The 23,458-nt window shown below is 57.3% G+C and carries 22 protein-coding genes; 9 read left to right on the forward strand and 13 right to left on the reverse strand.

What is annotated here, in order from left to right; translation table 11 throughout:
- Positions 1 to 70: 70 nt before the first annotated feature.
- On the reverse strand, positions 71 to 2,005 hold the full coding sequence (gene yeaG / locus ACQG03_RS09010) for a protein kinase YeaG (protein ID WP_006809140.1): 1,935 nt from the start codon (positions 2,003 to 2,005) through the stop codon (positions 71 to 73).
- 432 nt (positions 2,006 to 2,437) lie between these two features.
- On the opposite strand from yeaG, the gene ACQG03_RS09015 reads away from it, so the two are divergent.
- The gene (locus ACQG03_RS09015; protein ID WP_023299885.1) at positions 2,438 to 3,184 is read left to right on the forward strand and encodes a MipA/OmpV family protein; all 747 of its coding nucleotides are present in this window, start codon (positions 2,438 to 2,440) and stop codon (positions 3,182 to 3,184) included.
- A 66-nt stretch (positions 3,185 to 3,250) separates the two neighbouring features.
- Here the strand turns inward: ACQG03_RS09015 and ACQG03_RS09020 are convergent, their stop codons facing one another.
- Positions 3,251 to 4,135, reverse strand: coding sequence for a D-hexose-6-phosphate mutarotase (locus tag ACQG03_RS09020; protein WP_022647789.1), 885 nt, complete (start codon positions 4,133 to 4,135; stop codon positions 3,251 to 3,253).
- Positions 4,136 to 4,209: 74 nt separating this feature from the next.
- A complete protein-coding gene (gapA, locus tag ACQG03_RS09025) occupies positions 4,210 to 5,205 on the reverse strand; it encodes a glyceraldehyde-3-phosphate dehydrogenase (RefSeq protein WP_006809136.1) in 996 nt (331 codons plus the stop codon).
- Positions 5,206 to 5,546: 341 nt separating this feature from the next.
- Between gapA and msrB the strand changes: the two genes are divergently transcribed.
- On the forward strand, positions 5,547 to 5,960 hold the full coding sequence (gene msrB / locus ACQG03_RS09030) for a peptide-methionine (R)-S-oxide reductase MsrB (protein ID WP_022647790.1): 414 nt from the start codon (positions 5,547 to 5,549) through the stop codon (positions 5,958 to 5,960).
- A 41-nt stretch (positions 5,961 to 6,001) separates the two neighbouring features.
- Entirely contained in the window at positions 6,002 to 6,274 is a 273-nt protein-coding gene (locus ACQG03_RS09035) for a YeaC family protein (protein ID WP_058647223.1), read from the forward strand.
- Between the two features lie 51 nt (positions 6,275 to 6,325).
- Here the strand turns inward: ACQG03_RS09035 and ACQG03_RS09040 are convergent, their stop codons facing one another.
- From ACQG03_RS09040 to sppA, 4 genes are all read right to left on the reverse strand, one after another.
- Positions 6,326 to 7,579 carry a glycoside hydrolase family 18 protein gene (locus tag ACQG03_RS09040; protein WP_022647792.1) on the reverse strand — a complete coding sequence of 418 codons (1,254 nt, stop codon included), beginning with the start codon at positions 7,577 to 7,579 and terminating at the stop codon, positions 6,326 to 6,328.
- Between the two features lie 224 nt (positions 7,580 to 7,803).
- Positions 7,804 to 8,445 carry a bifunctional nicotinamidase/pyrazinamidase gene (gene pncA, locus ACQG03_RS09045; protein WP_063146081.1) on the reverse strand — a complete coding sequence of 214 codons (642 nt, stop codon included), beginning with the start codon at positions 8,443 to 8,445 and terminating at the stop codon, positions 7,804 to 7,806.
- A gap of 9 nt (positions 8,446 to 8,454) precedes the next feature.
- Positions 8,455 to 9,471 (reverse strand): asparaginase, encoded by a 1,017-nt coding sequence (ansA, locus tag ACQG03_RS09050; RefSeq protein WP_023305945.1) that lies wholly within the window; start codon positions 9,469 to 9,471, stop codon positions 8,455 to 8,457.
- 62 nt (positions 9,472 to 9,533) lie between these two features.
- The gene (gene sppA, locus ACQG03_RS09055; RefSeq protein WP_063163245.1) at positions 9,534 to 11,390 is read right to left on the reverse strand and encodes a signal peptide peptidase SppA; all 1,857 of its coding nucleotides are present in this window, start codon (positions 11,388 to 11,390) and stop codon (positions 9,534 to 9,536) included.
- Between the two features lie 167 nt (positions 11,391 to 11,557).
- Between sppA and ACQG03_RS09060 the strand changes: the two genes are divergently transcribed.
- The 3 genes from ACQG03_RS09060 to ACQG03_RS09070 all read left to right on the forward strand — a co-directional run bounded on the left by ACQG03_RS09060 (position 11,558) and on the right by ACQG03_RS09070 (position 15,196).
- Complete coding sequence (locus ACQG03_RS09060) at positions 11,558 to 12,109, forward strand: NAD(P)H nitroreductase (RefSeq protein ID WP_022647795.1); 552 nt, start codon at positions 11,558 to 11,560, stop codon at positions 12,107 to 12,109.
- Between the two features lie 116 nt (positions 12,110 to 12,225).
- The gene (gene selD / locus ACQG03_RS09065; protein ID WP_022647796.1) at positions 12,226 to 13,269 is read left to right on the forward strand and encodes a selenide, water dikinase SelD; all 1,044 of its coding nucleotides are present in this window, start codon (positions 12,226 to 12,228) and stop codon (positions 13,267 to 13,269) included.
- Between the two features lie 4 nt (positions 13,270 to 13,273).
- Positions 13,274 to 15,196, forward strand: coding sequence for a DNA topoisomerase III (locus tag ACQG03_RS09070; RefSeq protein ID WP_063163246.1), 1,923 nt, complete (start codon positions 13,274 to 13,276; stop codon positions 15,194 to 15,196).
- Positions 15,197 to 15,311: 115 nt separating this feature from the next.
- Here ACQG03_RS09070 and gdhA read toward each other — a convergent pair whose 3' ends face one another.
- Positions 15,312 to 16,655 carry an NADP-specific glutamate dehydrogenase gene (gdhA, locus tag ACQG03_RS09075; RefSeq protein WP_015570765.1) on the reverse strand — a complete coding sequence of 448 codons (1,344 nt, stop codon included), beginning with the start codon at positions 16,653 to 16,655 and terminating at the stop codon, positions 15,312 to 15,314.
- Positions 16,656 to 16,880: 225 nt separating this feature from the next.
- Here gdhA and ACQG03_RS09080 point away from each other — a divergent pair, with 225 nt between their 5' ends.
- Positions 16,881 to 17,153: a YnjH family protein gene (locus ACQG03_RS09080; RefSeq protein ID WP_022647799.1), complete on the forward strand. Its 273-nt coding sequence runs from the start codon at positions 16,881 to 16,883 to the stop codon at positions 17,151 to 17,153.
- On the opposite strand, the gene ACQG03_RS09085 is transcribed toward ACQG03_RS09080, so the two are convergent.
- Complete coding sequence (locus ACQG03_RS09085) at positions 17,113 to 17,529, reverse strand: pyrimidine (deoxy)nucleoside triphosphate diphosphatase (protein WP_063163247.1); 417 nt, start codon at positions 17,527 to 17,529, stop codon at positions 17,113 to 17,115. The genes ACQG03_RS09080 and ACQG03_RS09085 overlap by 41 nt on opposite strands.
- 75 nt (positions 17,530 to 17,604) lie before the next feature.
- Between ACQG03_RS09085 and ACQG03_RS09090 the strand changes: the two genes are divergently transcribed.
- Positions 17,605 to 18,177, forward strand: a complete 573-nt coding sequence (locus ACQG03_RS09090; RefSeq protein ID WP_063163248.1) for a carboxymuconolactone decarboxylase family protein — start codon at positions 17,605 to 17,607, stop codon at positions 18,175 to 18,177.
- Positions 18,167 to 18,784: a CDP-alcohol phosphatidyltransferase family protein gene (locus tag ACQG03_RS09095; protein WP_063163249.1), complete on the forward strand. Its 618-nt coding sequence runs from the start codon at positions 18,167 to 18,169 to the stop codon at positions 18,782 to 18,784. Before ACQG03_RS09090 ends, ACQG03_RS09095 begins: the two co-directional genes overlap by 11 nt.
- Here the strand turns inward: ACQG03_RS09095 and ACQG03_RS09100 are convergent.
- The 4 genes from ACQG03_RS09100 to ACQG03_RS09115 all read right to left on the reverse strand — a co-directional run bounded on the left by ACQG03_RS09100 (position 18,781) and on the right by ACQG03_RS09115 (position 23,453).
- The gene (locus tag ACQG03_RS09100; RefSeq protein ID WP_063163302.1) at positions 18,781 to 20,088 is read right to left on the reverse strand and encodes a sulfurtransferase; all 1,308 of its coding nucleotides are present in this window, start codon (positions 20,086 to 20,088) and stop codon (positions 18,781 to 18,783) included. The genes ACQG03_RS09095 and ACQG03_RS09100 overlap by 4 nt on opposite strands.
- 73 nt (positions 20,089 to 20,161) lie before the next feature.
- Positions 20,162 to 20,782, reverse strand: a complete 621-nt coding sequence (locus tag ACQG03_RS09105) for an ATP-binding cassette domain-containing protein (protein ID WP_063163250.1) — start codon at positions 20,780 to 20,782, stop codon at positions 20,162 to 20,164.
- Positions 20,782 to 22,311 (reverse strand): hypothetical protein, encoded by a 1,530-nt coding sequence (locus ACQG03_RS09110; protein WP_063163251.1) that lies wholly within the window; start codon positions 22,309 to 22,311, stop codon positions 20,782 to 20,784. The genes ACQG03_RS09105 and ACQG03_RS09110 overlap by 1 nt, the downstream gene beginning before the upstream one ends.
- A complete protein-coding gene (locus tag ACQG03_RS09115; RefSeq protein WP_074133725.1) occupies positions 22,284 to 23,453 on the reverse strand; it encodes an ABC transporter substrate-binding protein in 1,170 nt (389 codons plus the stop codon). Before ACQG03_RS09115 ends, ACQG03_RS09110 begins: the two co-directional genes overlap by 28 nt.
- Between the last annotated feature and the right edge of the window lie 5 nt (positions 23,454 to 23,458).

A 23,458-nucleotide genomic window follows, 5' to 3' on the forward strand; every position in this document is an offset into this window, starting at 1 on the left:
TGCCAACTTGCAGCGTCCGTAAGTGCCGGACATTTTGTTGGCCCGGTAAGCGCGTTACCGGGCACTTGTTTTAAGACGATTTACGCACGCGCAGATACCATTCACAAAGCAGGCGGACCTGTTTGCGCGTATAGCCTTTTTCCATCATACGGTCGACAAAATCGTCGTGCTTTTTCTGCTCGTCGGTTGAGGTTTTGGCGTTGAACGAGATAACCGGCAACAGCTCTTCCGTGTTAGAGAACATTTTCTTCTCTATAACCGTGCGCAGTTTTTCGTAGCTGGTCCAGTTTGGATTGCGGCCGTTGTTATGCGCTCTGGCGCGCAGCACGAAGTTCACAATCTCGTTTCGGAAGTCTTTCGGGTTGCTGATCCCGGCCGGTTTCTCAATTTTTTCCAGCTCTGCGTTCAGGGATTCACGGTCAAACAGCTGGCCGGTATCCGGGTCGCGGTACTCCTGATCCTGGATCCAGAAGTCAGCGTAGGTGACGTACCGATCGAAAATGTTCTGGCCGTATTCGGAATAGGATTCCAGGTAGGCGGTCTGGATCTCTTTGCCGATAAACTCGGCGTATTTCGGGATCAGGTAGCCTTTCAGGAACTCCAGGTAGCGTTCAGCCTGCTCCTGTGGGAACTGTTCACGTTCAATTTGCTGTTCCAGCACGTAGAAAAGATGTACCGGGTTGGCGGCCACCTCCGCGTGGTCGAAGTTAAAGACGCGGGAGAGGATCTTAAACGCGAAACGCGTCGACAAACCGTTCATCCCTTCGTCGACCCCGGCGTAATCGCGGTATTCCTGGTACGATTTCGCTTTCGGGTCGGTATCCTTCAGGCTTTCGCCGTCATACACGCGCATTTTTGAGTAGATGCTGGAGTTTTCCGGCTCTTTCAGGCGCGACAGAATCGAGAAGCGCGACAGCGTTTCCAGCGTTCCCGGTGCGCAAGGGGCATGGACCAGCTCACTGTGGTTGAGCAGTTTTTCGTAAATCTTGATCTCCTCGGAGATCCGCAGGCAATAAGGGACTTTGACGATGTACACGCGGTCAAGGAACGCCTCATTGTTTTTGTTGTTACGGAAGGTCACCCATTCAGATTCGTTCGAGTGGGCGAGGATAATCCCGTTAAACGGCAGGGCGGAAATACCTTCCGTCCCGTTGTAGTTCCCCTCCTGGGTGGCGGTCAGCAGCGGATGCAGCACTTTGATCGGTGCTTTAAACATCTCGACGAATTCCATAATCCCCTGGTTGGCGCGGCACAGCGCACCGGAATAGCCATAGGCATCCGGGTCGTTTTGCGCGTGATGTTCCAGCTTACGGATATCGACTTTACCCACCAGCGCCGAGATGTCCTGGTTGTTCTCGTCACCGGGTTCAGTTTTAGCAATGGCGATCTGCTCGAGGATAGACGGCCACACTTTCACGACGCGGAATTTGGTGATGTCCCCACCAAACTCGTGCAGGCGTTTTGCCGCCCACGGCGACATGATCGTACCGAGATAGCGATGCGGAATGCCAAACTCTTTTTCCAGAATTTGCGCATCCTCTTGCGGATTAAACAGGCACAGCGGATGGTCGTTGACCGGGCTGCGCTCGCCGTTGGCGCTCAGCACATAGATCGGCACGCGCTGCATCAGCGCTTTCAGCCGTTCAGCCAGGGAGGATTTACCCCCGCCGACGGGACCCAGCAGGTAAAGGATCTGTTTCTTCTCTTCCAGCCCCTGAGCGGCATGCTTCAGGTAGGAGACGATCTGCTCAATGGCATCTTCCATACCATAGAACTCTTCAAACGCCGGGTATCGGGCGACTACCCGATTTGAAAAAAGACGGGAAAGCCGTGGCTCCAGGGCAGTATCAACCATGTTTGGCTCACCGATAGCCATCAATAGCCGTTCTGCCGCATTGGCATAGGCACTGCGATCTTGCCGACAAATGGTAAGAAACTCCTGCAGTGTGAACTCTTCGTCCTTGGCAGCTTCGTAGCGCTGGCGATAGTGATCGAATATATTCATGGCATGCCGTCCTTTCGTTTTTTAGCACAGGATAAGAGCCGTTCGTATGAGTAGTGGAGGCTCCCGGAAGAGAATCTTTCGCACCTCACTGCTAGAGCAGCAACCTGTGTGCCAGGTCGAAGGCTATGAACCGCAGGGTGTTCAGCAAAACCTCTTCTTAAATTAAAGCGTAGATGGCAATTGCAAAACTTGCATACGGATAAAATCTACTTTCAATGACATATCAATAACTCATCCAAAAATTTCCACTGCGGTTATAAGCGAAAAGGGGGTTTTTCATTTATCGGTCACATAAATGAAAGCGGGATGTCATCTGAAAAATGAAAAATAACGGGTTAATCAAATGGATTCGCGCGCAAAAAATTTTGGGATGTACGGGAATGGCGGTTACACTTCACCCGCTGATTATTTGACTACAGGAAAGAATGGATTGTGACCAAACTCAAACTTCTGGCATTGGGCATCCTTGCCGCTACCGCAGCGAGCACCGTACAGGCTGAGAGCCAGTGGACTGTTGGCGCGGGTGCTGGCGTGATCAACAGCCCGTACAAGCAGTATGACCGCGACGTTTATCCTGTCCCCGTTGTCACCTATGAAGGCGATAACTTCTGGTTCCGTGGATTGGGCGGCGGCTACTATCTGTGGAACGATACGGCCGATAAGCTCTCCATCATGGCCTATTACGACCCAACGTACTTTAAACCAGGCGACAGCGACAGCAATGCGCTTCGTCAGCTGGACAAGCGCAGAAGCTCGCTGATGGCGGGGCTTTCATATGTGCATAACACCCAGTATGGCTTCCTGCGCACGGCGCTGGCGGGCGATACCCTGGACAACAGCAATGGCTTCATCTGGGATCTGGCGTGGCTTTATCGCTATACCAACGGCGCGGTGACCCTGACGCCGGGTATCGGTGTGCAGTACAGCAGCGAGAATTACAATGACTACTACTATGGCGTGTCTAAGGCTGAGTCTCGCCGCAGTGGTCTGAAGAGCTACAGCGCTGATGATGGCTGGGATCCGTACCTGGAACTCACCGCCTCGTATAACTTCCTCGGTGACTGGAACGTGTACGGTACTGGCCGTTATACCCGTCTGAGCGACGAAGTGAAGGACAGTCCGATGGTCGACAAGTCCTGGTCCGGCATCTTCTCCGTGGGTGTGACCTACAAGTTCTGACCAGAACGTGATGTATTAAAACGGGGCGCTTGCGCCCCGTTTGTTTTTTATGGTGCCTGATAAATATTAGCGCTTCACAATCTTGATCGTTTGGCCTAAGCGGGACGGTTTTTCTTCGCTGGTTTTCTGCGGGGCGGTCACGCACGCGGTTTCCACACACACGAAGGTCTTGTAACCGTCATCAGGGATATCTGCCATGCTGACGGAAAGGGCAGGGCCCGGGTTCCAGCCCACCACGTTGCTATGGTGGTGGTGAACCACGTCAATGCCGCGGTTCAACGCGCTGTCGTGGATGACGCTACAGGCTTCCGGGTGCAGATACACGCGGTCGGTACGGTCCGGGAAGCTCTGAACGCCGTCGTCCAGCCTGCCTTCTTTCGCGTTGTCCACTTTGTCGATAAAGGTATCGCCAAGTCCGCTCACCTTAACGGCCTGAATGTCGCCTACGTTGAAATAGGTGTGCAGGGCGGACGTTGTTTCGAATTCGCCGTGCGCTTCCAGTTCAATCTCGCAGGTTTTACCCAGCTTGAAGCGGGCATAGAGGGTGAATTCATGTGGCCACAGGGCGCGCGTTTCATCATTTGCCTGAAGTTCAAAGGTCAACACCGCGCCGTTATCATCTTCGTTGTGGGCTTTCAGCGTCCACTGCTGGTTACGGGCGAAACCGTGAGACGGCAATCCCTGCTGCGCTGACGGACCAAACCATGGCCAGCAGATCGGTACGCCGCCACGGATCGCCGCCCCTTTTTTGAACGAGGTGGCCTCGCTCAGCCACAGGCCTTCTTCTTCGCCTTCTGGTTTCCAGGAGAGCAGGTGGGCGCCATTGAGCGCTACGGAGGCTTTAACGCGCGGATGATCGACGACGATGATATCGGCGCCGTCAATCTGACGGCGGGAGAGCACAGGGGTAAGTTGTTCGACTACCGGAAGTGCAAAAATTTTATTAATCATTAAGCAATCCTCTGTCTAAAAACAATAAAAAAGGCGACCGAAGTCGCCTTTTAGGATCAAGCACTCATCTCAACTTATTTGGAGATGTGAGCGATCAGGTCCAGTACTTTGTTAGAGTAGCCAGTTTCGTTGTCGTACCAGGAAACCAGTTTCACGAAGTTGTCGTTCAGTGCGATACCTGCTTTAGCATCGAACACGGAAGTGCACACTTCGCCGTTGAAATCGGTAGATACAACGTCGTCTTCGGTGTAACCCAGAACGCCTTTCATTGGGCCTTCGGAAGCAGCTTTGATTGCTTTCTTAATTTCTTCGTAAGAAGCAGCTTTTTCCAGACGAACGGTCAGGTCAACAACGGATACGTTAGGAGTTGGAACGCGGAACGCCATACCAGTCAGTTTGCCATTCAGTTCTGGCAGTACTTTACCTACTGCTTTAGCAGCACCGGTAGAAGATGGGATGATGTTCTGAGCCGCGCCACGGCCGCCGCGCCAGTCTTTGTGAGACGGGCCATCAACGGTTTTCTGAGTAGCGGTGGTAGCGTGAACGGTAGTCATCAGACCTTCGATGATGCCGAAGTTGTCGTTGATAACTTTAGCCAGCGGTGCCAGGCAGTTGGTGGTGCAGGATGCGTTGGAAACGATGTCCTGGCCAGCGTAAGTTTCGAAGTTTGCACCGCGAACGAACATTGGGGTGTTGTCTTTGGAAGGACCAGTCAGAACAACTTTCTTCGCACCCGCAGTGATGTGTTTACGTGCAGTTTCGTCGGTCAGGAAGATACCGGTAGCTTCAGCTACAACGTCAACACCGATTTCGTTCCATTTCAGGTTAGCTGGGTCTTTCTCAGCAGTAACGCGGATGGTTTTGCCGTTAACAACCAGGTGGCCGTCTTTCACTTCAACGGTGCCGTCGAAACGACCGTGAGTTGAGTCGTACTTCAGCATGTACGCCATGTATTCAGCGTCCAGGAGATCGTTGATACCAACGATTTCGATGTCAGAACGTTTCTGAGCAGCACGGAAAACAATACGGCCGATACGGCCAAAACCGTTGATACCTACTTTGATAGTCATATATTCCACCAGCTATTTGTTAGTGAATAAAAGGTTGCCTGTAAAATTACAAAAACCTTACGCAGCGTCAAGCGGAATCGTGTCAATCATTGCGACAAATCAATCCTGTGACTAACGTTTGTGCGACTGACTCGCCTCACTTTCCCTTTGAGCTAGCAACCACATGGGGGCTGCGCCCGGAATTTTAAAGGCCTCGCAGGATTAAAATGTGAAATTGATCACAATTGCCTGACCGCCTTTTCGCGACACATAAGTTTAGATCAAAAGTGCACGCGCGGGTGTTAATGTTTTGTTAGAATCTGGGTTAAAAGATGTCTGTTTCAACAGCGAGATGTAAGCATATGTCGAACCAACATAACCCCGACGATTTGAAAAAAAACCTTACAGAGATGCAGTTTTACGTAACGCAAAATCACGGCACGGAACCGCCGTTTACCGGGCGTTTGCTGCACAATAAACGGGAAGGCGTCTACCACTGCCTGGTGTGTGATGCACCGCTGTTTAACTCCCAGACTAAGTACGATTCTGGCTGCGGCTGGCCAAGCTTTTACGAGCCTGTCAGCGATGATGCGATCCGCTATCTGACGGACTCCTCGCACGGCATGGTGCGCACCGAAATTCGTTGTGGGAATTGCGACGCCCATCTCGGGCATGTCTTCCCGGATGGCCCGCAGCCGACGGGGGAGCGTTTCTGCGTAAATTCGGCTTCGATGAGCTTTACCGATGACGAAAACGGCGACCAGACCAAGGGTTGAAAAAACGATTCAGCAAATTATTCCTTTGAAAGGGAGAGATCGTGAATATTAATGACATGATTGCAGGCATGACCCCGGAGGTTTATCAGCGCCTGGTGACGGCCGTTGAGCTGGGAAAATGGCCGGACGGTGTGGCGCTCACACCTGAGCAAAAAGAGAACAGCTTGCAGCTGGTGATGCTGTGGCAGGCGCGTCACAATACCAACGCCCAGCACATGACCATCGACACTAACGGTCAGATGGTGATGAAAAGTAAGCGCGAACTGAAAGAAGACTTCGGCATCACGCCGAAGCCGATTGCAACCTTCAAATAAATCTCCCATGTAGGCCGGGTAAGGCGAAGCCGCCACCCGGCACACTACACCTTAGTGCGGGATCCCAAGCGACTCCGCCAGCTGCTTCGCTAACTGGTTGTTGTCATCCGCGCCATACTCCCAGAACATCGCCCCGGCGAGACCTTTCTCCTTGATATAATCGGCTTTAATCGCCACGGAACGCGGGTTCTCATAGGAGATCGCAAACAGCGCCTTCCCGTCGGCGGATTTTACCGACAGCCACGGCACCTTCGCCTGTTCGTCCCAGTGCTCGGTAAAGCGTTTCTGCGGATCGTTTAGCAGTTTGCGGACGATATCGTTGTATTTCACGTAGGTATCTTTGGTCAGGTCATAGCCAAGCGATTTGAACAGGCCCAGTTCCTGCGGCCCGAAGTAGGGCTGGGTGACCGGATTGTTTTGCGCGTCCGGTTTACTCCAGTCGATACCCGGTTCAACGGCGCGCTTCGGTACACGACCGTAAAAACCGATTCCGAGGTTCATTTGCTGCGGCTTTAGGCCGGCGGCCAGATAGTTATTCACCACAAAATCAACGCTGTATTTGTCTGCGGCAGCCACCGTTGGCCAGGCGCTGGAGTCATACAGATTCGCGTTAAAATACTGCGTCCCGTACGCCATGTCGTAGGTCATCAGGTTGATGTAATCGAGCAGGGGGGCAATAGCCTTCACATCCACCCAGCTTTTCGGACTTTCTGCATTTGCGCCCACCGCAATCGTGACCAGTTTTTTCTTACCAAACGCGTCACGCATCTCTTTTAACAGCGCGGTGAAATTATCCCGGTCGGCAGGGGTGCTCTCGACCAGTCCCCACGCGCCGTTGACCGGGAACTCCCAGTCGAGATCGATCCCGTCCAGGCCGTATTGACTGACGATCTGCTGCGCGGAGCGAATAAACACCGCGCGGCTCTCTTTGGTAGCCGCTGCGCCAGAAAAACCACGTGCGCCCCAGCCGCCAACGGAAAGCAGCACTTTTAAATTCGGGTTTTGTTTACGAAGCTGAGGAAGTAACGCCAGGTCGGATGCCACCTTGGGTGATAACCAGATTTGATGCAGTTTTGCCGGATCTTTCAGTGCAGGGTTGGTTTCGTCTTTCTCGTTGTTATAGACCAGACCAAACGAGTAGTTGAGGTGTGTGATCTGGCGGACATCGAGTTTATTGATATCGCCACCCGGTCCGGCGGTAACATCGCCACCGCCATTGAAGTAGCCCACGGACATCAGGGGCGCGGCGGAAGCCAGTGACGCGCAAAGCAAGGGTAATGCTGCCAGCAAGGGCAAACGTTTCATATAAGTTCCTCTTTGACTGAATAAAAATAACCACGCCACAGAAAAGGCGTGGCGAAAAAACAGCCTGAAGAGAATACCATCGCCGCCTCGCTTGTGATGCGAGGGAGTTCACTTTATGGGAGATCGGGGAGGGGGTTTTGCCGGGTGGCGCTGATGCTTACCCGGCCTACAAAACCAGAGAAAGTAGGCCGGGTAAGGCGAAGCCGCCTCCCGGCTAAAAAAGCTTACGCCTGCGTCTCCATCCAGTCAGCCAGCGTATACAGCGTTGCGCCTTCTGCGGCCATATCCATAAACGCCTGGGCGCTGTCATGCGGCTGAATATTCACCCCGCGACAGCCGTCGGTAATGACATTCACGGTATAGCCCAGCTGGAGCGCATCCAGCACGGTGAACTTCACGCAGTAATCCGTCGCCAGGCCCAGCACAATCAGCTCGGTGATCTCATGATGGCGTAACCATGCGTCCAGCGCCGTCTTCTGGCGGTGACCGTTATCGAAGAATGCGCTGTAGCTGTCGATGGTTGGGTTTTCACCTTTGTGGAACACCGCGTCGATGGCCTTCTGGTTCAGCAGCGGATGCAGCTTAGCGCCTTCCGTCTGCTGCACGCAGTGATCGGGCCAGAAGGTTTGCGCCAGTCCGTCCAGTTCGCCCTGGCTGTAAGGCTCAACGTTGTGCTGGCTGGCAAAGCTGCCGTGGTTTGCCGGATGCCAGTCCTGACTCGCCACCACCGCTTCACCACGAGCCTTACACCACTCAATCAGCGAATTCGCGACGTCTACGGTGCTGTCGCCTTCCGCGACGGCCAGCGCACCGCCCGCACAGAAATCATTTTGCAAATCAACCAGTAACAGGGCGCGTTGCTTCATGGGAACTCCTTATTCGTCCGGCGTCAGTTCACCGCGCAGGTTTTGCATCATGGCGCGGCGAATGGAATCAATATCCAGATCCTGACTCAGTAAATAGTGAAGTTTAGTCAGCGTTGCCTCAACGGTCATATCGAAACCACTGATCACGCCAGCGTGCGCCAGGGCGTTGCCGGTGGCGTAGCCGCCCATATTGACCTTACCGGACATACACTGAGTGAGGTTCACCACCACAATCCCGCGATCGCTCGCCTCCTGCAACTCTTTCAGGAACTCACCGTTCTGCGGGGCGTTACCCACGCCATAGGAGCGCAGGATCAGCGCCTTCACCGGCTGGCGCAGGAAGTTGCGCACCACGTCGGCGGAAATACCCGGATAAATCGTCACCACGCCAATCGGCTGCGGGGTGATCGGGTGAACGATCAGCTCGCCTGCAGTATTTGGCGCGGGCGGCGTGCCCAGACGACGGATATGGATCCCCGCTTCCAGCAGCGGTTGCAGGTTAGGTGAGGCAAACGCGTCAAAGCCGTCAGCGTGCGCTTTAGTGGTACGGTTCCCGCGGTACAGTCGGTTGTTGAAGAACAGCGTTACCTCGTTGATCGGGTAATTAGCGGCCACGTACAGGGAGTTAAGCAGGTTGATCTGCCCGTCTGAACGCAGTTCCGCCAGCGGGATCTGCGAACCGGTCACGATGACGGGCTTGCCCAGGTTCTCCAGCATGAAGGAGAGCGCCGAGGCGGTGAACGCCATGGTGTCGGTGCCGTGCAGGATCACGAAGCCGTCGTACTGGTCGTAATGGGCTTTAATATCGTCCGCAATATGCTGCCAGTCTTCCGGCGTCATGTCGGAGGAGTCCATCAGCGGCTCATATTCGTGGATGGTAAAGTCCGGCATTTCCGGACGGTGGAATTCAGGCATCAGCGCCAGCTGGCGCTGCAAGTGGCCAGAAACCGGAATATAGCCATTTTCTGAGCGCTGCATACCGATGGTACCGCCGGTATAGGCGACATATATTGATTTCTTCTGCATGGTAATGAGTTCTTGTTCTTCAAAAGAAAAAATCCCCTCTTAACGGGAAGAGGGGACGGTTTTTAACGCACGTTCGCACAGGTCAGGCAAAACGCGTAACGGCTTTGCGGATCGTTGAAAGTCGCGAGCTTATCGCTCTCCGCTTTCATGGCTTTAGCCGCCGTCGCCACCGGCGCCGGCAGATACGCCTGAAGCGCTTCCGGCAGCATGGCGCGGACGGAGCCGGACATGCTGTCCATGACCATATCGAAGAACGTCGGTTCGTCCTGATAATAGTCAACGTGCCACTGCTTGAGCTTCGCCAGTTCCGCCGCTTTCTTCACGGCATCGTCGAAGTCACCCAGGCTGTCTACCAGACCGTTGCTCTTCGCATCCTGGCCGGTCCAGACGTGGCCCTGCGCGATCTGGTCAATCTGGTCTGGCGTCTTTTTACGGGAATCCGCCACCAGCGTGATGAAGCGCTTATAGCCACTCTCAATGCTGAGCTGCATCATCTCGGACACCTCAGGCGGCAGAGATTTAGTCACGGACACATCCGCCAGCGGCGAGGTGGAAACGCCGTCGGTATGAACGCCGAGATAATCCAGGCTGTTCTCTACGGTGTTGATCACGCCGAAGATGCCAATCGAGCCGGTCAGCGTGCTTGGGTTAGCCACAATGTAGTTGGCTGGCGTCGAGATCCAGTACCCCCCTGAAGCCGCCATGCCCCCCATCGAGACCACGACCGGCTTGCCCGCGGCACGCGCGGCGGCCAGCTCAGCACGGATCACCTCGGAGGCGCTGACGCTGCCGCCAGGGCTGTTCACCCGCAGGACAATCGCCTTCACTTTCGGATCCAGACGCGCATCGCGGATCTGCGACGCGGTGGTGTCCCCGCCGACGTTCCCCGGCGTTTCTTCACCGTCCATAATGGCCCCGTTAGCAAACACCACGGCGATGCTGTCACCGCTGTCATCCGGCTTTTTCGCGGCGTAGTCATACATGCTGATGGCGCTGTAGTTCTTGTCCTCTTTACTCCAGCCGAACTGTTTGGTCAGCGCTTTTTCGATTTCAGCGCTGGAACCCAGCCGATCGACCAGTTTGTTATCAAGCGCGTATTTCGCTGTATCGCCGTCCACTTTGCGCAGGCCCTCCAGCACACCGCGCGCGCCCGGGAAGACCTGCTCAGCGGTCATTTGACGGTTAGCGGCAATGGTGCCGAGATAGTTCTGCCACAGCTCGCCAATCCAGCGGCTGTCCGCTTCACGGGCGGCAGGGGACATATCATCACGGATAAACGGCTCCACGGCAGATTTATAGGTCCCGACGCGGAAGACGTGGGTAGTGACCTTCAGCTTGTCGAGCAGCGATTTGTAGTACAGACCATTTGTGGCGAAGCCATGCAGATCGACCGTGCCCTGCGGAGAGAGCCAGATTTTGTTAGCAAAGCTCGCCAGATAATATTGCCCCTGGGTGTAGCTGTCGCCGACGGCAATGACCGGTTTACCGCTGTCGCGGAATTCCCGCAGCGCTTTCCCGATGTACTGCATCGAAGGCTGATCGGCTCCGGCAAAATCTTTCAGATCCAGCACGATACCGGTAATGTTGCGATCGTCTTTGGCCTGATGGATCGTGTCGACGATATCAAACAGGGAGTTTTCCTGCAGGCGGTCTGAAGTCGCGCCGAACAGCTGGCGGCCAATCACGCCCAGACGATTGCTGGTCGATGGCTTATCAACAATCACCCCGGTGATATCGAGGAGCAGTGCGCCGCGCGTCGAATTCTGCGCCTGGTTGGCGCTGCTGAGATGCATCCAGATACCTGCGCATACCAGGACCAGGAAGATGAAGAAGATATTCATCACCAGGTTGCGGACGAAGTTGAGCAGTCGCCACGTCCATTTAAAGAAACCGGCAAAGATTCGCCAAAGGGTTCGCATGTATTCTCCCTAACCAGAAAAGGACTGTTTCCGTCGCCACAGGACGGTAATGTGCGGTTATCGTAATGACCCAACCGCCACTTGTCAGCAGGAATCGCCTGCCACGCTGTAACAAATTCTGCTGTCGTGTTAATTTTGTGAGTAAATTTCACGAAAGGAGTTAACCAATGGACGCACTTGAACTGCTTGTTAACCGTCGTAGCGCTTCCCGCCTGGCCGACCCGGCCCCCGTCGGCGAACAGCTGGAAAACATTCTGCGTGCCGGAATGCGTGCGCCGGACCATGGCACATTGCAGCCCTGGCACTTCTTTATTATTGAAGGCGAAGGGCGCGACCGCTTCAGCCAGCTGCTGGAGCAGGGGGCGGTTGCCGCAGGCCAGGATGAGAAGGGGATTGATAAAGCCCGTAACGCGCCGTTCCGTGCGCCGATGATCATCGCGGTAGTCGCTAAATGCCAGGCCGACCATAAAGTGCCGGTCTGGGAGCAGGAGATGTCTGCCGGTTGCGCGGTAATGGCAATGCAGATGGCCGCCGTCGCGCAGGGCTTTAACGGCATCTGGCGTACCGGGCCGCTGACCGGGAGCGCCGCCGTGCGGGAAGGCTTCTCCTGCGGTGAACACGATAAAATTGTCGGCTTCCTCTATCTCGGCACCCCGCAACTTAAAGCCTCCAGCACCATTAGCGTGCCGGACACCACGCCTTTCGTCAGCCGTTTTTAATTACACGCGCTAAACTGTCTGGATTCTGAGCATCCGCCGCAGAATTCAGACAGTCATACTTACCTCTTTATGGAATGAGCGCTACCATAGCGCGATTGAGATGACAGGAGACGTCCATGAGCGAGCAAACCATTCGTTTAACGCAATACAGCCACGGAGCCGGTTGCGGTTGTAAAATTTCCCCGAAAGTGCTGGAGACCATCCTGCACAGTGAACAGGCGAAGTTTGTCGACCCGAACCTGCTTGTCGGTAACGAAACGCGTGACGATGCAGCGGTTTATGACTTAGGTAACGGCACCAGCATTATCAGCACCACTGACTTCTTTATGCCGATTGTCGACAACCCGTTCGACTTCGGACGCATTGCGGCCACCAACGCCATCAGCGATATCTTCGCGATGGGCGGTAAGCCGATTATGGCGATCGCCATTCTGGGCTGGCCGATTAACACCCTCCCGCCGGAGATTGCCCGCGATGTCATCGAAGGCGGACGCTTTGCCTGCCAGCAGGCGGGTATTGCCCTGGCCGGTGGTCACTCTATCGATGCGCCGGAGCCGATCTTCGGCCTGGCCGTCACCGGCGTGGTGCCAACCGAACGCGTGAAGCGCAACAGCACCGCGCAGGCGGGCTGCAAGCTGTTCCTCACCAAGCCGCTGGGCATTGGCGTACTGACAACCGCCGAGAAAAAATCCCTGCTGAAGCCCGAGCATATTGGTCTGGCAACGGAAGTGATGTGCCAGATGAACCTTGCCGGTGCGGCATTCGCCAGTATCGACGGTGTGAAGGCCATGACCGACGTGACCGGCTTTGGTCTGCTGGGACACCTCTCTGAAGTCTGTCAGGGCGCGGGCGTGCAGGCGCAGGTCTGGTATCAGGATGTGCCGAAGCTGCCGGGCGTGGAAGAGTACATTGCTCAGGGCGCCGTTCCGGGCGGGACGCAGCGCAACTTCGCCAGCTACGGCCATTTAATGGGCGAAATGCCGGAAGCGTGGCGCAATCTGCTGTGCGATCCGCAAACCTCCGGCGGCCTGCTGCTGGCGGTGACGCCGGAAGCAGAAGCTGACGTTCAGGCAACGGCGGCCGAGTTTGGCATCACCCTGACGGCCATTGGCGAGCTGGTGACCGCCCGCGGTGGCCGCCCGATGATTGAGATCCGTTAATTCGATGCGGTTGTTTATTGCCGAAAAGCCGAGTCTGGCGCGAGCCATCGCCGACGTGCTGCCCAAGCCGCATCGCAAAGGTGATGGCTTTATCGAATGCGGTAACGGGCAGGTGGTCACCTGGTGTATCGGTCACCTGCTTGAACAGGCGCAGCCGGATGTCTACAACAGCCGCTACGCCCGCTGGAACCTCAACGATCTGCCGATCGTGCCGGAAAAGTGGCGTCTGCAACCGCGTCCTTCCGTCACCAAACAGCTCAACGTCATTAAGCGCTTCCTGCATGAGGCGACGGAAGTGGTCCACGCGGGTGACCCGGACAGGGAAGGGCAACTGCTTGTCGACGAAGTGCTCGACTACCTGGAGTTGGCACCGGAAAAGCGCCAGCAGGTGCAGCGCTGTTTAATTAACGACCTCAACCCGCAGGCGGTGGAGCGCGCGATTTCGCGCCTGCGCGCCAACAGCGAATTTATTCCCCTGTGTGTCTCCGCACTGGCGCGTGCTCGCGCGGACTGGCTGTACGGGATCAACATGACCCGCGCCTACACCATCCTGGGACGCAATGCGGGCTATCAGGGCGTACTCTCTGTTGGGCGTGTTCAAACCCCGGTGCTGGGGCTGGTGGTGCGTCGCGACGAAGAGATCGAAAATTTCGTCGCCAAAGACTTCTTCGAAGTCAAAGCGCATATCGTCACGCCGAAAGACGAACGCTTTACCGCCGTCTGGCAGCCGAGCGATGCCTGTGAGTCATATCAGGACGAAGAGGGACGGCTGCTGCATCGTCCGCTGGCGGAGCACGTGGTTAACCGCATTACCGGCCAGCCCGCGATCGTTACCAGCTATAACGACAAACGGGAATCAGAGCCCGCACCGCTGCCGTTCTCCCTTTCGGCGTTGCAGATCGAGGCCGCGAAAAAGTTTGGCCTGAGCGCGCAGAACGTGCTCGATATCTGCCAGAAGCTCTATGAAACCCACAAGCTGATCACCTATCCGCGTTCGGACAGCCGCTATCTGCCGGAGGAACACTTCGCCGGACGCCACTCGGTGATGAATGCCATTGGTGTCCATGCGCCGGATCTGTTGCCGCAACCGGCGGTAAACCCGGATACCCATAACCGCTGCTGGGACGATAAAAAAGTCGATGCCCACCACGCGATAATCCCGACGGCGCGCACCAGCAACGTCAACCTGAACGACAACGAAGCAAAGGTCTATAACCTGATCGCGCGTCAGTATCTGATGCAGTTCTGCCCGGACGCGGTTTTCCGCAAGTGCGTTATTGAGCTGGAAATTGCCAAAGGCAAATTTATCGCCAAAGCGCGTTTCCTCGCGGAAGCGGGCTGGCGCACGCTGCTCGGCAACAAAGAGCGTGACGAAGAGAACGACGGCACGCCGCTGCCGGTCGTAGCCAAAGGCGATGAACTGCTGTGCGAAAAAGGCGAAGTGGTTGAACGTCAGACCCAGCCGCCGCGCCACTTCACCGATGCGACGCTGCTTTCGGCCATGACCGGGATCGCCCGTTTTGTGCAGGATAAAGATCTGAAGAAGATCCTCCGCGCCACCGACGGTCTGGGTACGGAAGCAACCCGCGCGGGGATTATCGAGTTGCTGTTTAAGCGTGGTTTTCTCGAGAAAAAAGGGCGCTATATCCATTCGACAGAGCCGGGCCGGGCACTGATTCACTCCTTGCCAGAGCTGGCCGCCAGACCGGACATGACCGCGCACTGGGAGTCGGTGCTGACGCAGATCAGCGAAAAGCAGTGCCGTTACCAGGACTTTATGCAGCCGCTGGTGGGGACGCTTTATCAGTTGATTGATCAGGCGCGCAGCACGCCAGTGAAGCGATTCCGGGGGATGGTTGCCCCGGGTGGCGGGGCGAAGAAACCGTTCAAAAAGAAAAAAAGCGCAGCCAAAAATACCACCGCTTAAACCGTAGGCCGGGTAAGGCGAAGCCGCCACCCGGCAAAAAGCAGTTCTGCGGCCTGTAAAAAAGCCCGGTGGCGATAACGCTTACCGGGCCTGTAAGGGCGAAAATGCAGCGAAACTAAATCACACCCTGCCCGATCATCGCATCGGCCACCTTCACGAACCCGGCGATGTTGGCGCCGCGCACGTAGTTGGTCTGTGAAGCCTCACCGCCGTACTCCACGCAGGCATGGTGAATATCAAGCATAATGTGGTGCAGACGGGCATCCACTTTCTCCGCCTTCCAGCCCATTCTCGCGGCGTTTTGTGCCATTTCCAGACCGGATGTTGCCACCCCGCCCGCGTTCGCCGCCTTGCCTGGCGCAAAGAGTACGCCTGCGTCCAGGAACAGATCGGTCGCTTCAATGGTGGTGGGCATATTTGCCCCTTCCGCTACCGCCTTCACGCCATTGCTAATCAGCGTCCGGGCGGCATCCACGTCCAGCTCGTTTTGCGTCGCGCACGGCAGGGCGATATCCACCGGCACACCCCACGGCTGTTTACCTTCCAGATAGGTCAGGCCAAACTCTCGGGCATAATCCGCCACGCGGCCGTCACGGCTGGCTTTGATTTCGCACAGACGCGCCAGTTTTTCTGCTGTGAAGCCAGCTTCATCCACCACGGTGCCGCTGGAGTCGGAGGCGGTCACTACGCGCGCGCCAAACGCCATCGCTTTCTCGATAGCGTACTGCGCCACGTTGCCGGAGCCGGAGACCGCCACGCGCATCCCCTCGAAGCTCAGCCCGTGACGCTTAAGCATCGCTTCAGTGAAATAGACCAGACCGTAACCCGTCGCTTCCGGACGAATCAGGCTGCCGCCAAACGACAGACCTTTGCCGGTAAAGACGCATGCGCTGTTGTTGGAGAGCTTTTTCATCATCCCGGCCATAAAGCCCACTTCACGACCACCCACGCCGATATCCCCGGCAGGAACGTCGGTGTCCGGCCCAAGGTGGCGATAGAGCTCAGTGACCAGCGCCTGGCAGAAGCGCATCACTTCGCCTTCGCTCTTGCCTTTCGGATCGAAATCACTCCCGCCTTTACCGCCGCCCATCGGCAGGGTAGTGAGCGCATTTTTAAAGGTCTGCTCGAAGCCGAGGAATTTCAGAATCGACAGGTTCACCGAGGGGTGGAAGCGCATCCCGCCCTTAAACGGCCCAATGGCGGAGTTAAACTGCACGCGCCACGCGCGGTTGACCTGTACCTGATTGCGATCGTCCACCCACGCCACGCGGAACTGGATGACGCGCTCTGGCTCCACCAGACGTTCAAGCAGCGCCATCTGGCGGTAGCGCGGATTTTCCTCAAGGAAGGGCCACAGGGTGGTCATGACTTCACGAACGGCCTGGGCAAACTCGCTTTGGTGCGGGTCGCGCTGCTGAACATGGGCAAGAAAGCTTTCCAGAGAGCGTGTCTGATCCATAGATATAAGAACCTCTTATAATAATTTGTGCGTGTGGCGGAGATGTTTTGTGTCGTTTTTTTGACTATACCACCCGCACCGCTTTGAGAGGCAAGCAGAAATTTAGGCCGAAAGGGAAATTAATGACAAGGCGCGCGTCATAACCAAAAGCGATGACGAGATAAATTAAAGATCCCGTCAGGATCTACCGTTATAGATATAAACGATGCAAAGGAAATTAAGTCTATGAACCGTTTCGCAATGGCCGCGTTATGTTTGATGGTGTCCGCCGGGGCACAGGCTGATCGCATTCGCCCGGATGTTGAAGTTAACGTGCCGCCAGAGGTTTTTAGCGCTGGCGGACAGCGTGCGCAGCCGTGTAATCAGTGCTGTATCTATCAGGATCAAAACTATTCCGAAGGCGCAGTGGTCAGGGCGGATGGCGTGCTGTTGCAGTGCCAGCGTGATGAACGCACCCTCAGTACAAACCCGCTGGTCTGGCGTCGCGTAAAAGAATAAACGCTTCCAGGAGCGGTATATCCGCCGGGGCTAAATCATACGTGAACGCGTCTTCTGGCGTGCACCACACCAGCGCCGAGTGGTAGTGCGCCTTCAGCTCGCCGCTAAATTCCGGCACGTGCCAGGCGTGGAGGTGGATCAGCCGCTGCGACACTTCCCGCTGGTGGCTTGCCACATACCGCGCGGGCACGGCTTCAATGCCGAGCTCTTCGCGTAGTTCGCGGATCAGCGCTTCCGGCTGGGTCTCACCGGCTTCAACCTTTCCGCCCGCAAATTCCCACATTCCTGGCTGATCGGCATGTTCGGGACGCTGCGCCAGCAAGATCTTGCCCTCTTTTTCGAGGATGGCCGCAACAACATCGAGTGTTTTCAGCATGTTCGTCAATAATTAATAGCGAAAAACGACATATTATCGTGCCCTGCCAAAGAGTCCAGTCATCAGGAGAATTAGGTGAAAGAGACAGCCGCCTGGGTTGCGCCCATGGAAACCCTTCCCGTCAGCCTCAAGCCCATTGCTGCCATGCAGAAAAAACACTTCGGCGCGGTGCTGAACCCCACGCGCTGGTGGGGGCGTATGCCGCGTCTTTTCTGGCTGGTAGCGCTATTTGTCGGCTATCTGGAGCGGCGCAAGGCGCGTTTGACGCCGGTTCTGCGTTCGTTACTAATGACGCGGGTCTCGCAGATCTGTCACTGCGCATTTTGTATTGATGCCAACAGCCTGCGTCTGGCCGAGCGGAGCGGGGCGCTGGATAAAGTGCAGGCCGTCAACGACTGGCAAAATTCCACCCTGTTCAGCGAAGAGGAGCGCGCGGCGCTGGCCTATGCGGAAGCGGTCACCGCCACGCCGCCTCAGGTGGATGAAAATATCAAAAACCAGCTGAAGCGCCACTTTAGCGAAGAGACTATCACCGAAATGACGGCTCTGAATGCCTTTCAGAACCTTTCCGCCCGCTTTAACGCCGCGCTGGATATCCCGGCTCAGGGCCTGTGTGCCACGTTTAAAGGTGAACCGCATGCTGGATAAACATCTGCATCCACGGCTGAAGCCCGGGTTAAATCAGCTGGCCGCCGCGCTGGATAAACCGTTTATTACGCCTGATGGGTTAACGCTCGCCGGGTTTGCGATTGGCGTACTGGCGTTACCGTTTCTGGCGTTGGGCTGGTATCTGGCGGCGCTGGTCGCCATTGTGCTGAACCGGCTGCTGGATGGTCTGGACGGTGCGCTGGCGCGTCGCCGTGGCCTGACGGACGCGGGAGGATTTCTTGATATCGCCCTCGACTTCCTGTTTTACGCGCTGGTACCGTTTGGCTTCGCGCTGGCCGCTCCGGCTGACAATGCGATCGCCGCCGCCTGGCTGCTGTTCGCGTTTATGGGGACGGGCAGCAGTTTCCTGGCCTTTGCCGCGCTGGCGGGGAAGCATAATATCGACAACCCCGGCTACGCGCACAAGTCGCTTTATTACATTGGAGGATTAACGGAAGGAACGGAGACCATCGCGCTGTTTGTGCTGTGCTGCCTGTTTCCGGCACACTTCACGCTGTTTGCCTGGGCGTTTGGCACGTTGTGCTGGCTGACCACCACAACGCGCATCTGGAGCGGTTACGTGACGCTGAAGTCACTCCCCCGCTAGCGTGTACTCTCCGGTCCACGCTCCCCGGTGGAGACCGGGTTCTGCGGATGGCTGCTCCATTCGTACCAGCCGCCGTCGTAGACGGCAACGTTTTGCCAGCCCATGGCGCGGGCGTACATGAAGGCTTCAGACGCGCGCCAGCCGGTGCCGCAGTAAAACGCAACGTGCTGCTCCGGCAGGATATTCCACGTCTTCCACATGGCGGCAATATCATCGGCGCTGCGCATGGTGCCATCCGGATTGTGGAAATCTTCCATGTGGGTCGCGTCGCTACCCGCATGGCCCCAGCGCGCACCGGCAATGTCACCTTTTGGCTTGATATAACTGTAGCCGCTGGTTTCACCGATAAACTCTGGCCAGGAACGAATGCTCACCAGGGATGCATCCTGACGGTGCAGCATTCCCCGGGCCTGTTCCATATCCACCATCAGCCGGGGCTGGCCCGGGATCGGCGCGCCAAAATCAGGGGCTGGCTTCACGTTCTCAGGCGTTCCGCGCTCAACGGGCAGGCTGGCGTCTGACCATGCCTTCCAGCCGCCGTCCAGAATTCGCACATCCTTCACGCCCGCGTAGAGCATGATCTGCGCCACGCGCGCGGCGGCATATACGTCGCGACCGTACAGAATGACGGTGGTATCGTGACGGATCCCGTGCTTCGCCAGCATCGCTTTCAACTTTTCGTCAGCGACCTTATTCCACAGCGGTTCGCTTTCCACTTCATTGGTGTCGATGTAGCCCGCGCCGGGAATGTGGCTCAGGAGATAAAGCTTCGGCGCACCCCAGCCAGCCTCGATCACCTTCCACTCTCCGGCTGGTGCGGCGGTAACGGGTTTGCCCTGCTGCAACAGGTGGATCCACTGCGGATAAACCAGCTGTTCAAAATGTACCAGACGTTGCAAACGGTCGGATTGTTGCAGAGCATCGCTCAGGATGGAAACGTGGGTAAAACCCGCTTTTTCCAGCCGCGTTTTGACGGTCTGGTTATCATCATCGTGGCCATAGAGCGCAACCGGCATGTCGGGCGTAATCCGATGCTGTTTTGCCCAGCCGCTGAGCTGTTCATCGCTCATTGCCCCAAGCCAGCCTGCAGAGAGATTAAGCGCGGCGGGTTCATGCCCGGACGTTCCGCGCAGCGCCTGCGGCCAGCCGTTATAGAACGCACTGATGCGCGTATCAATTACCGCGCCGTTTTGCGCCTGGAGCTGGTCCAGCGTGAGGGAGTGGGGCATATCAGCCGCCATGGAGGAGAGTGAGGCGAGGCCGCAGATCAGAGCCAGCGCGGTCAGTTGAGAAACACGTTTCATCGAAAAACCTGACGTCATTAAAAGAGGGTGGCATTGTCGTCTCTCCTGAAGCCAAAAACATTGCGTTAGCACATTATTGCCAGCGAGAAATCTCAATCACCTCTCCGCCGGGCGGGATATCTTCCTCATCATGCGTGACCAGCACCACCGGGATCTTGCGCTGGCGAGTGGTTTCGAATACCCACGCCCGGAATGAAGCGCGGAGCGTTTTATCCAGTCGGCTGAACGGTTCGTCGAGCAGCAATGCCTGCGGCTGGGCGAGAAGGGCGCGCAGCAGGCTGACCCGGGCGCGCTCGCCGCCGGAAAGGGTCGCCGGATCGCTGGCGTAGAGGTTTGCCAGCCCGGCAGATTCAAGAGACTGTTCTACCGCGTCGCGCCGCGCGCGTCCGGCAATGTGCGCCGGCAACGCCAGCATCAGGTTTTGCCCCACGCTGAAGGCGTCAAACAGCAGGGCATCCTGAAATAGAATGCCGATCCCGCGCGTTTCCACGGGGAGCAGATCGCAGCGACGATCGTTCAGCCACAGCTCGCCGTGCGCCTTAAAATCAGCGGATAACGCGCCCACCATCCAGGCGAAAAGGGTCGATTTCCCGCTCCCGGAGGGTCCCATCAGCGTGAGAATTTCCCCTGCCGGGACGCGGAAGTTGACCTCACGTAAGAGTGGCGCAATGGTGAGATTTTTCACGTTCAGCATTAACGTAATCCTTGTCTGTGACGGCCCACGAGCCGGGCGAGCAGCGCGGCAAGGGCAAATACGCTGCTGGTTAACAGCAACAGACCCAGCGCCCGGCTGGCGAGGATCGGAACGCTGCCGCCGCTGCTGAGGGCGACCGCCTCCGTCGTCAGAGTAGTAAAACGACCCGCTCCCAGCCAGAGGGTGGGCATGTACTGGGCCATGCTCACGGAAAAGCCGGTCGCAACGGCCAGCAGGGCCGGACGAACCATCAGGGGACATTTCACTAACCAGAAAATTTTCGCCTGTCGCCAGCCCAGCGTTCTGGCGGTGAGGATAAGCCGGGGATCGAGCCTGCGCCAGGCCGGTTGCAGCACCAGGAGCATCCACGGGAGAACCCAGAGCATATGGCTCCAGAGCACCGCAGCGTACTGGCCGTCGATGCCCAGCCACAGCGCCACGGCATACTGCCCGGACACGAGGGGCAGCGCCGGGAGGGCAAGCGGCAGCCAGATCCACACCGCGCCACGCTGGGGTCCCCACTCAAGCCAGATCATGAGGATGGCCAGCGCTGTCAGGCTGGACAGCAGTCCCAGTGAAAGGCTGTCGCTGACGGGGCCGATGTCGCCCCGGCGTGCCAGCATCAGCAGAACCAGCGCACAGAGCACGCCGCACAGCGGAAGTAACCCGCCCAGCGTCCGTGCGGGCAACGCGGTATGCGAAGCGCGACGTACCCCCGAGACGTCAGGCTGGGCGCGCCGCCAAGCCGTCCAGAGGCTGTATCCCACCGCGGCAAGTGCGGCCAGCAGCAGGAGCAACACCAGACACAGCAACGTTCCTTTTGTCTGCTGCTGCGCATCGCCCTGGGTGAGCCACTGCCAGGCCAGCACCGCCAGCGTAGGTGGGTTGCCCGGCCCGAGCACGATCGCCACATCCACCACGGAAAGCGACCAGGCGAGCACCGCCAGCATCACGGCGCCCAGCGCGGGGGCGATAGCCGGGAGGACGAGCCAGTTGAGCGCCTGCATTCGTCCGTAGCCGAAGGTATGCAGGACAATTTTCTGCTGTGCGAGGCGCTTTTCAGGCAGCGCGGCGTAGATTGCCCACAGAACGAACGCGCTCTCTTTGACCGCAAGCGTCAGGCCAAGCCCGATACCGTAGCGGTCAAGCTGCGGCGAACAGACCGTACAGATCCGGTAAAACTGACCGCCTTCCGCAAACAGCAGCAGCGCGCTGGTGGCGAAGGCGACGTGCGGCACGGCTAACAGCCACGGCAGACGGGTGCTCAGGCGCTGCCAGCCATCACCCGGCCAGAGAAGCGCAAGCAGGCTCAGGGCGATAAACAGTGAACCCAGCGTCGCGATGAGGGTTGACACCAGCGTAGCGGCCAGCGCCTGCGGCAGCTGCGGGTCGGCAAACAGCGCCGCCCAGTTACTGAGAGAAAACGCCGGGGCCAGCAGCATGCCGCTGGCGGGAAGCAGTGGCAGATAGATGACCGCCATTGCCGCCCATACCAGCCCGCTTAGCGGGTTCCGTAGCGGCGAAGCCATTCCTGCTCCAGAGCGTTAACCCAGGCGGCGTGCGGTTCGGGAAGCACATCAGGCGTGCCTGAAGGGGTAAAGGCATGAAGCTGTTTTGCCGCTTTCGCAGGTAGTTTGGCACCATCCAGCACGCTCGGGTCACCCCAGACGGCAGGATCGGCTTTGCGGATCTGCGCCTGCGGTGACAGCAGGAAATTTGCCACCACTTTCGCCCCTGCGCTCGCACTGGCATTTGCCGGGATTGCGACAAAATGGACGTTGCCGATCATGCCTTTGAGAAAGCCGAAACTGTAGCTGTCGGCAGGCAGTTCACCGCTCGCCACCTTTTGCATCGCATGGGCGGGGTTAAAGGTGAGCGACAGGTTCAGGCTGCCGCTGGCCAGCAGCGTATCCATGCGCGCAGGCGATGGCGGAAAATCGTTCCCTTCGCGCCACAGCAGGGGATGCAGGGTATCAAGATAGTCCCACAGCGGCGCGGTGATCTCTGCAAAGGTGCCGTCCGGCGCGTTTTTTAACGCCTCCGGATGGGCGGTCAATGCCAGCAGAAGCTGTTCAAGAAACGCCGTGCCGGTAAAATCCGGCGGTCGCGGATAGCTCACCTTGCCAGGGTGCTGCTGAGCGTAAGCCAGCAGCGCGTGGGGATCTGCCGGAGGTGTCGGCATACTCGCTTTACGGGCGATGAAGGTTAACTGCGCGCCGCCCCATGGGGATTCCGCCCCATCGGTCGGGATGGCAAAATCTTCCGTGACCGGTTTACGGGTATCGACGTAACGCCAGTTGGGCAGGGTTTGCGCCCAGCCGGTGAGCAGCAGGTTTGCCTCCTTCAGCGTGCGGAAGTTTTCCCCGTTTACCCAGAGTAGATCCACCGACCCGTTACTGCTGCGTCCTGCGGCCTGTTCCGTCTGGATCCGCTTCACCGCATCGGCGGCATCGGCCAGATGAACGATCTTCAGATTAATGGCGTAGTGCGTTTTCATCTCGCCGCTCACCCAGTCGAGGTAGCGGTTAACGGCCTCGTCACCGCCCCAGGCGTTAAACCAGACGGTCTGCCCGGTGGCCTGTTGCTGAATGGATTGCCAGCTTTCTGCGGCGAAGGCAGAGGTTGCCAGCAGCAGACTCGTCAGAAACGCGCAAAAACGCACCCGGCGCATAATGC

This window comes from Enterobacter cloacae complex sp. 342H5 (assembly GCF_050030905.1).
In the GTDB taxonomy this organism is placed as follows: Bacteria; Pseudomonadota; Gammaproteobacteria; order Enterobacterales; family Enterobacteriaceae; genus Enterobacter; species Enterobacter intestinihominis.

Excerpts from the sequence above, each read along its gene's own strand:
- sppA (WP_063163245.1), bottom strand. The coding sequence starts at position 11,390 with ATGCGAACCCTTTGGCGAATCTTTGCCGGTTTCTTTAAATGGACGTGG.
- ACQG03_RS09095 (WP_063163249.1), top strand. The coding sequence starts at position 18,167 with ATGCTGGATAAACATCTGCATCCACGGCTGAAGCCCGGGTTAAATCAG.
- ACQG03_RS09060 (WP_022647795.1), top strand. The coding sequence starts at position 11,558 with ATGGACGCACTTGAACTGCTTGTTAACCGTCGTAGCGCTTCCCGCCTG.
- ACQG03_RS09100 (WP_063163302.1), bottom strand. The coding sequence starts at position 20,088 with ATGAAACGTGTTTCTCAACTGACCGCGCTGGCTCTGATCTGCGGCCTC.
- ACQG03_RS09105 (WP_063163250.1), bottom strand. The coding sequence starts at position 20,782 with ATGCTGAACGTGAAAAATCTCACCATTGCGCCACTCTTACGTGAGGTC.
- ansA (WP_023305945.1), bottom strand. The coding sequence starts at position 9,471 with ATGCAGAAGAAATCAATATATGTCGCCTATACCGGCGGTACCATCGGT.
- ACQG03_RS09110 (WP_063163251.1), bottom strand. The coding sequence starts at position 22,311 with ATGGCTTCGCCGCTACGGAACCCGCTAAGCGGGCTGGTATGGGCGGCA.
- msrB (WP_022647790.1), top strand. The coding sequence starts at position 5,547 with ATGTCGAACCAACATAACCCCGACGATTTGAAAAAAAACCTTACAGAG.
- selD (WP_022647796.1), top strand. The coding sequence starts at position 12,226 with ATGAGCGAGCAAACCATTCGTTTAACGCAATACAGCCACGGAGCCGGT.
- ACQG03_RS09070 (WP_063163246.1), top strand. The coding sequence starts at position 13,274 with ATGCGGTTGTTTATTGCCGAAAAGCCGAGTCTGGCGCGAGCCATCGCC.
- yeaG (WP_006809140.1), bottom strand. The coding sequence starts at position 2,005 with ATGAATATATTCGATCACTATCGCCAGCGCTACGAAGCTGCCAAGGAC.
- gdhA (WP_015570765.1), bottom strand. The coding sequence starts at position 16,655 with ATGGATCAGACACGCTCTCTGGAAAGCTTTCTTGCCCATGTTCAGCAG.
- ACQG03_RS09020 (WP_022647789.1), bottom strand. The coding sequence starts at position 4,135 with ATGATTAATAAAATTTTTGCACTTCCGGTAGTCGAACAACTTACCCCT.
- pncA (WP_063146081.1), bottom strand. The coding sequence starts at position 8,445 with ATGAAGCAACGCGCCCTGTTACTGGTTGATTTGCAAAATGATTTCTGT.
- ACQG03_RS09085 (WP_063163247.1), bottom strand. The coding sequence starts at position 17,529 with ATGCTGAAAACACTCGATGTTGTTGCGGCCATCCTCGAAAAAGAGGGC.
- ACQG03_RS09080 (WP_022647799.1), top strand. The coding sequence starts at position 16,881 with ATGAACCGTTTCGCAATGGCCGCGTTATGTTTGATGGTGTCCGCCGGG.
- gapA (WP_006809136.1), bottom strand. The coding sequence starts at position 5,205 with ATGACTATCAAAGTAGGTATCAACGGTTTTGGCCGTATCGGCCGTATT.
- ACQG03_RS09115 (WP_074133725.1), bottom strand. The coding sequence starts at position 23,453 with ATGCGCCGGGTGCGTTTTTGCGCGTTTCTGACGAGTCTGCTGCTGGCA.
- ACQG03_RS09040 (WP_022647792.1), bottom strand. The coding sequence starts at position 7,579 with ATGAAACGTTTGCCCTTGCTGGCAGCATTACCCTTGCTTTGCGCGTCA.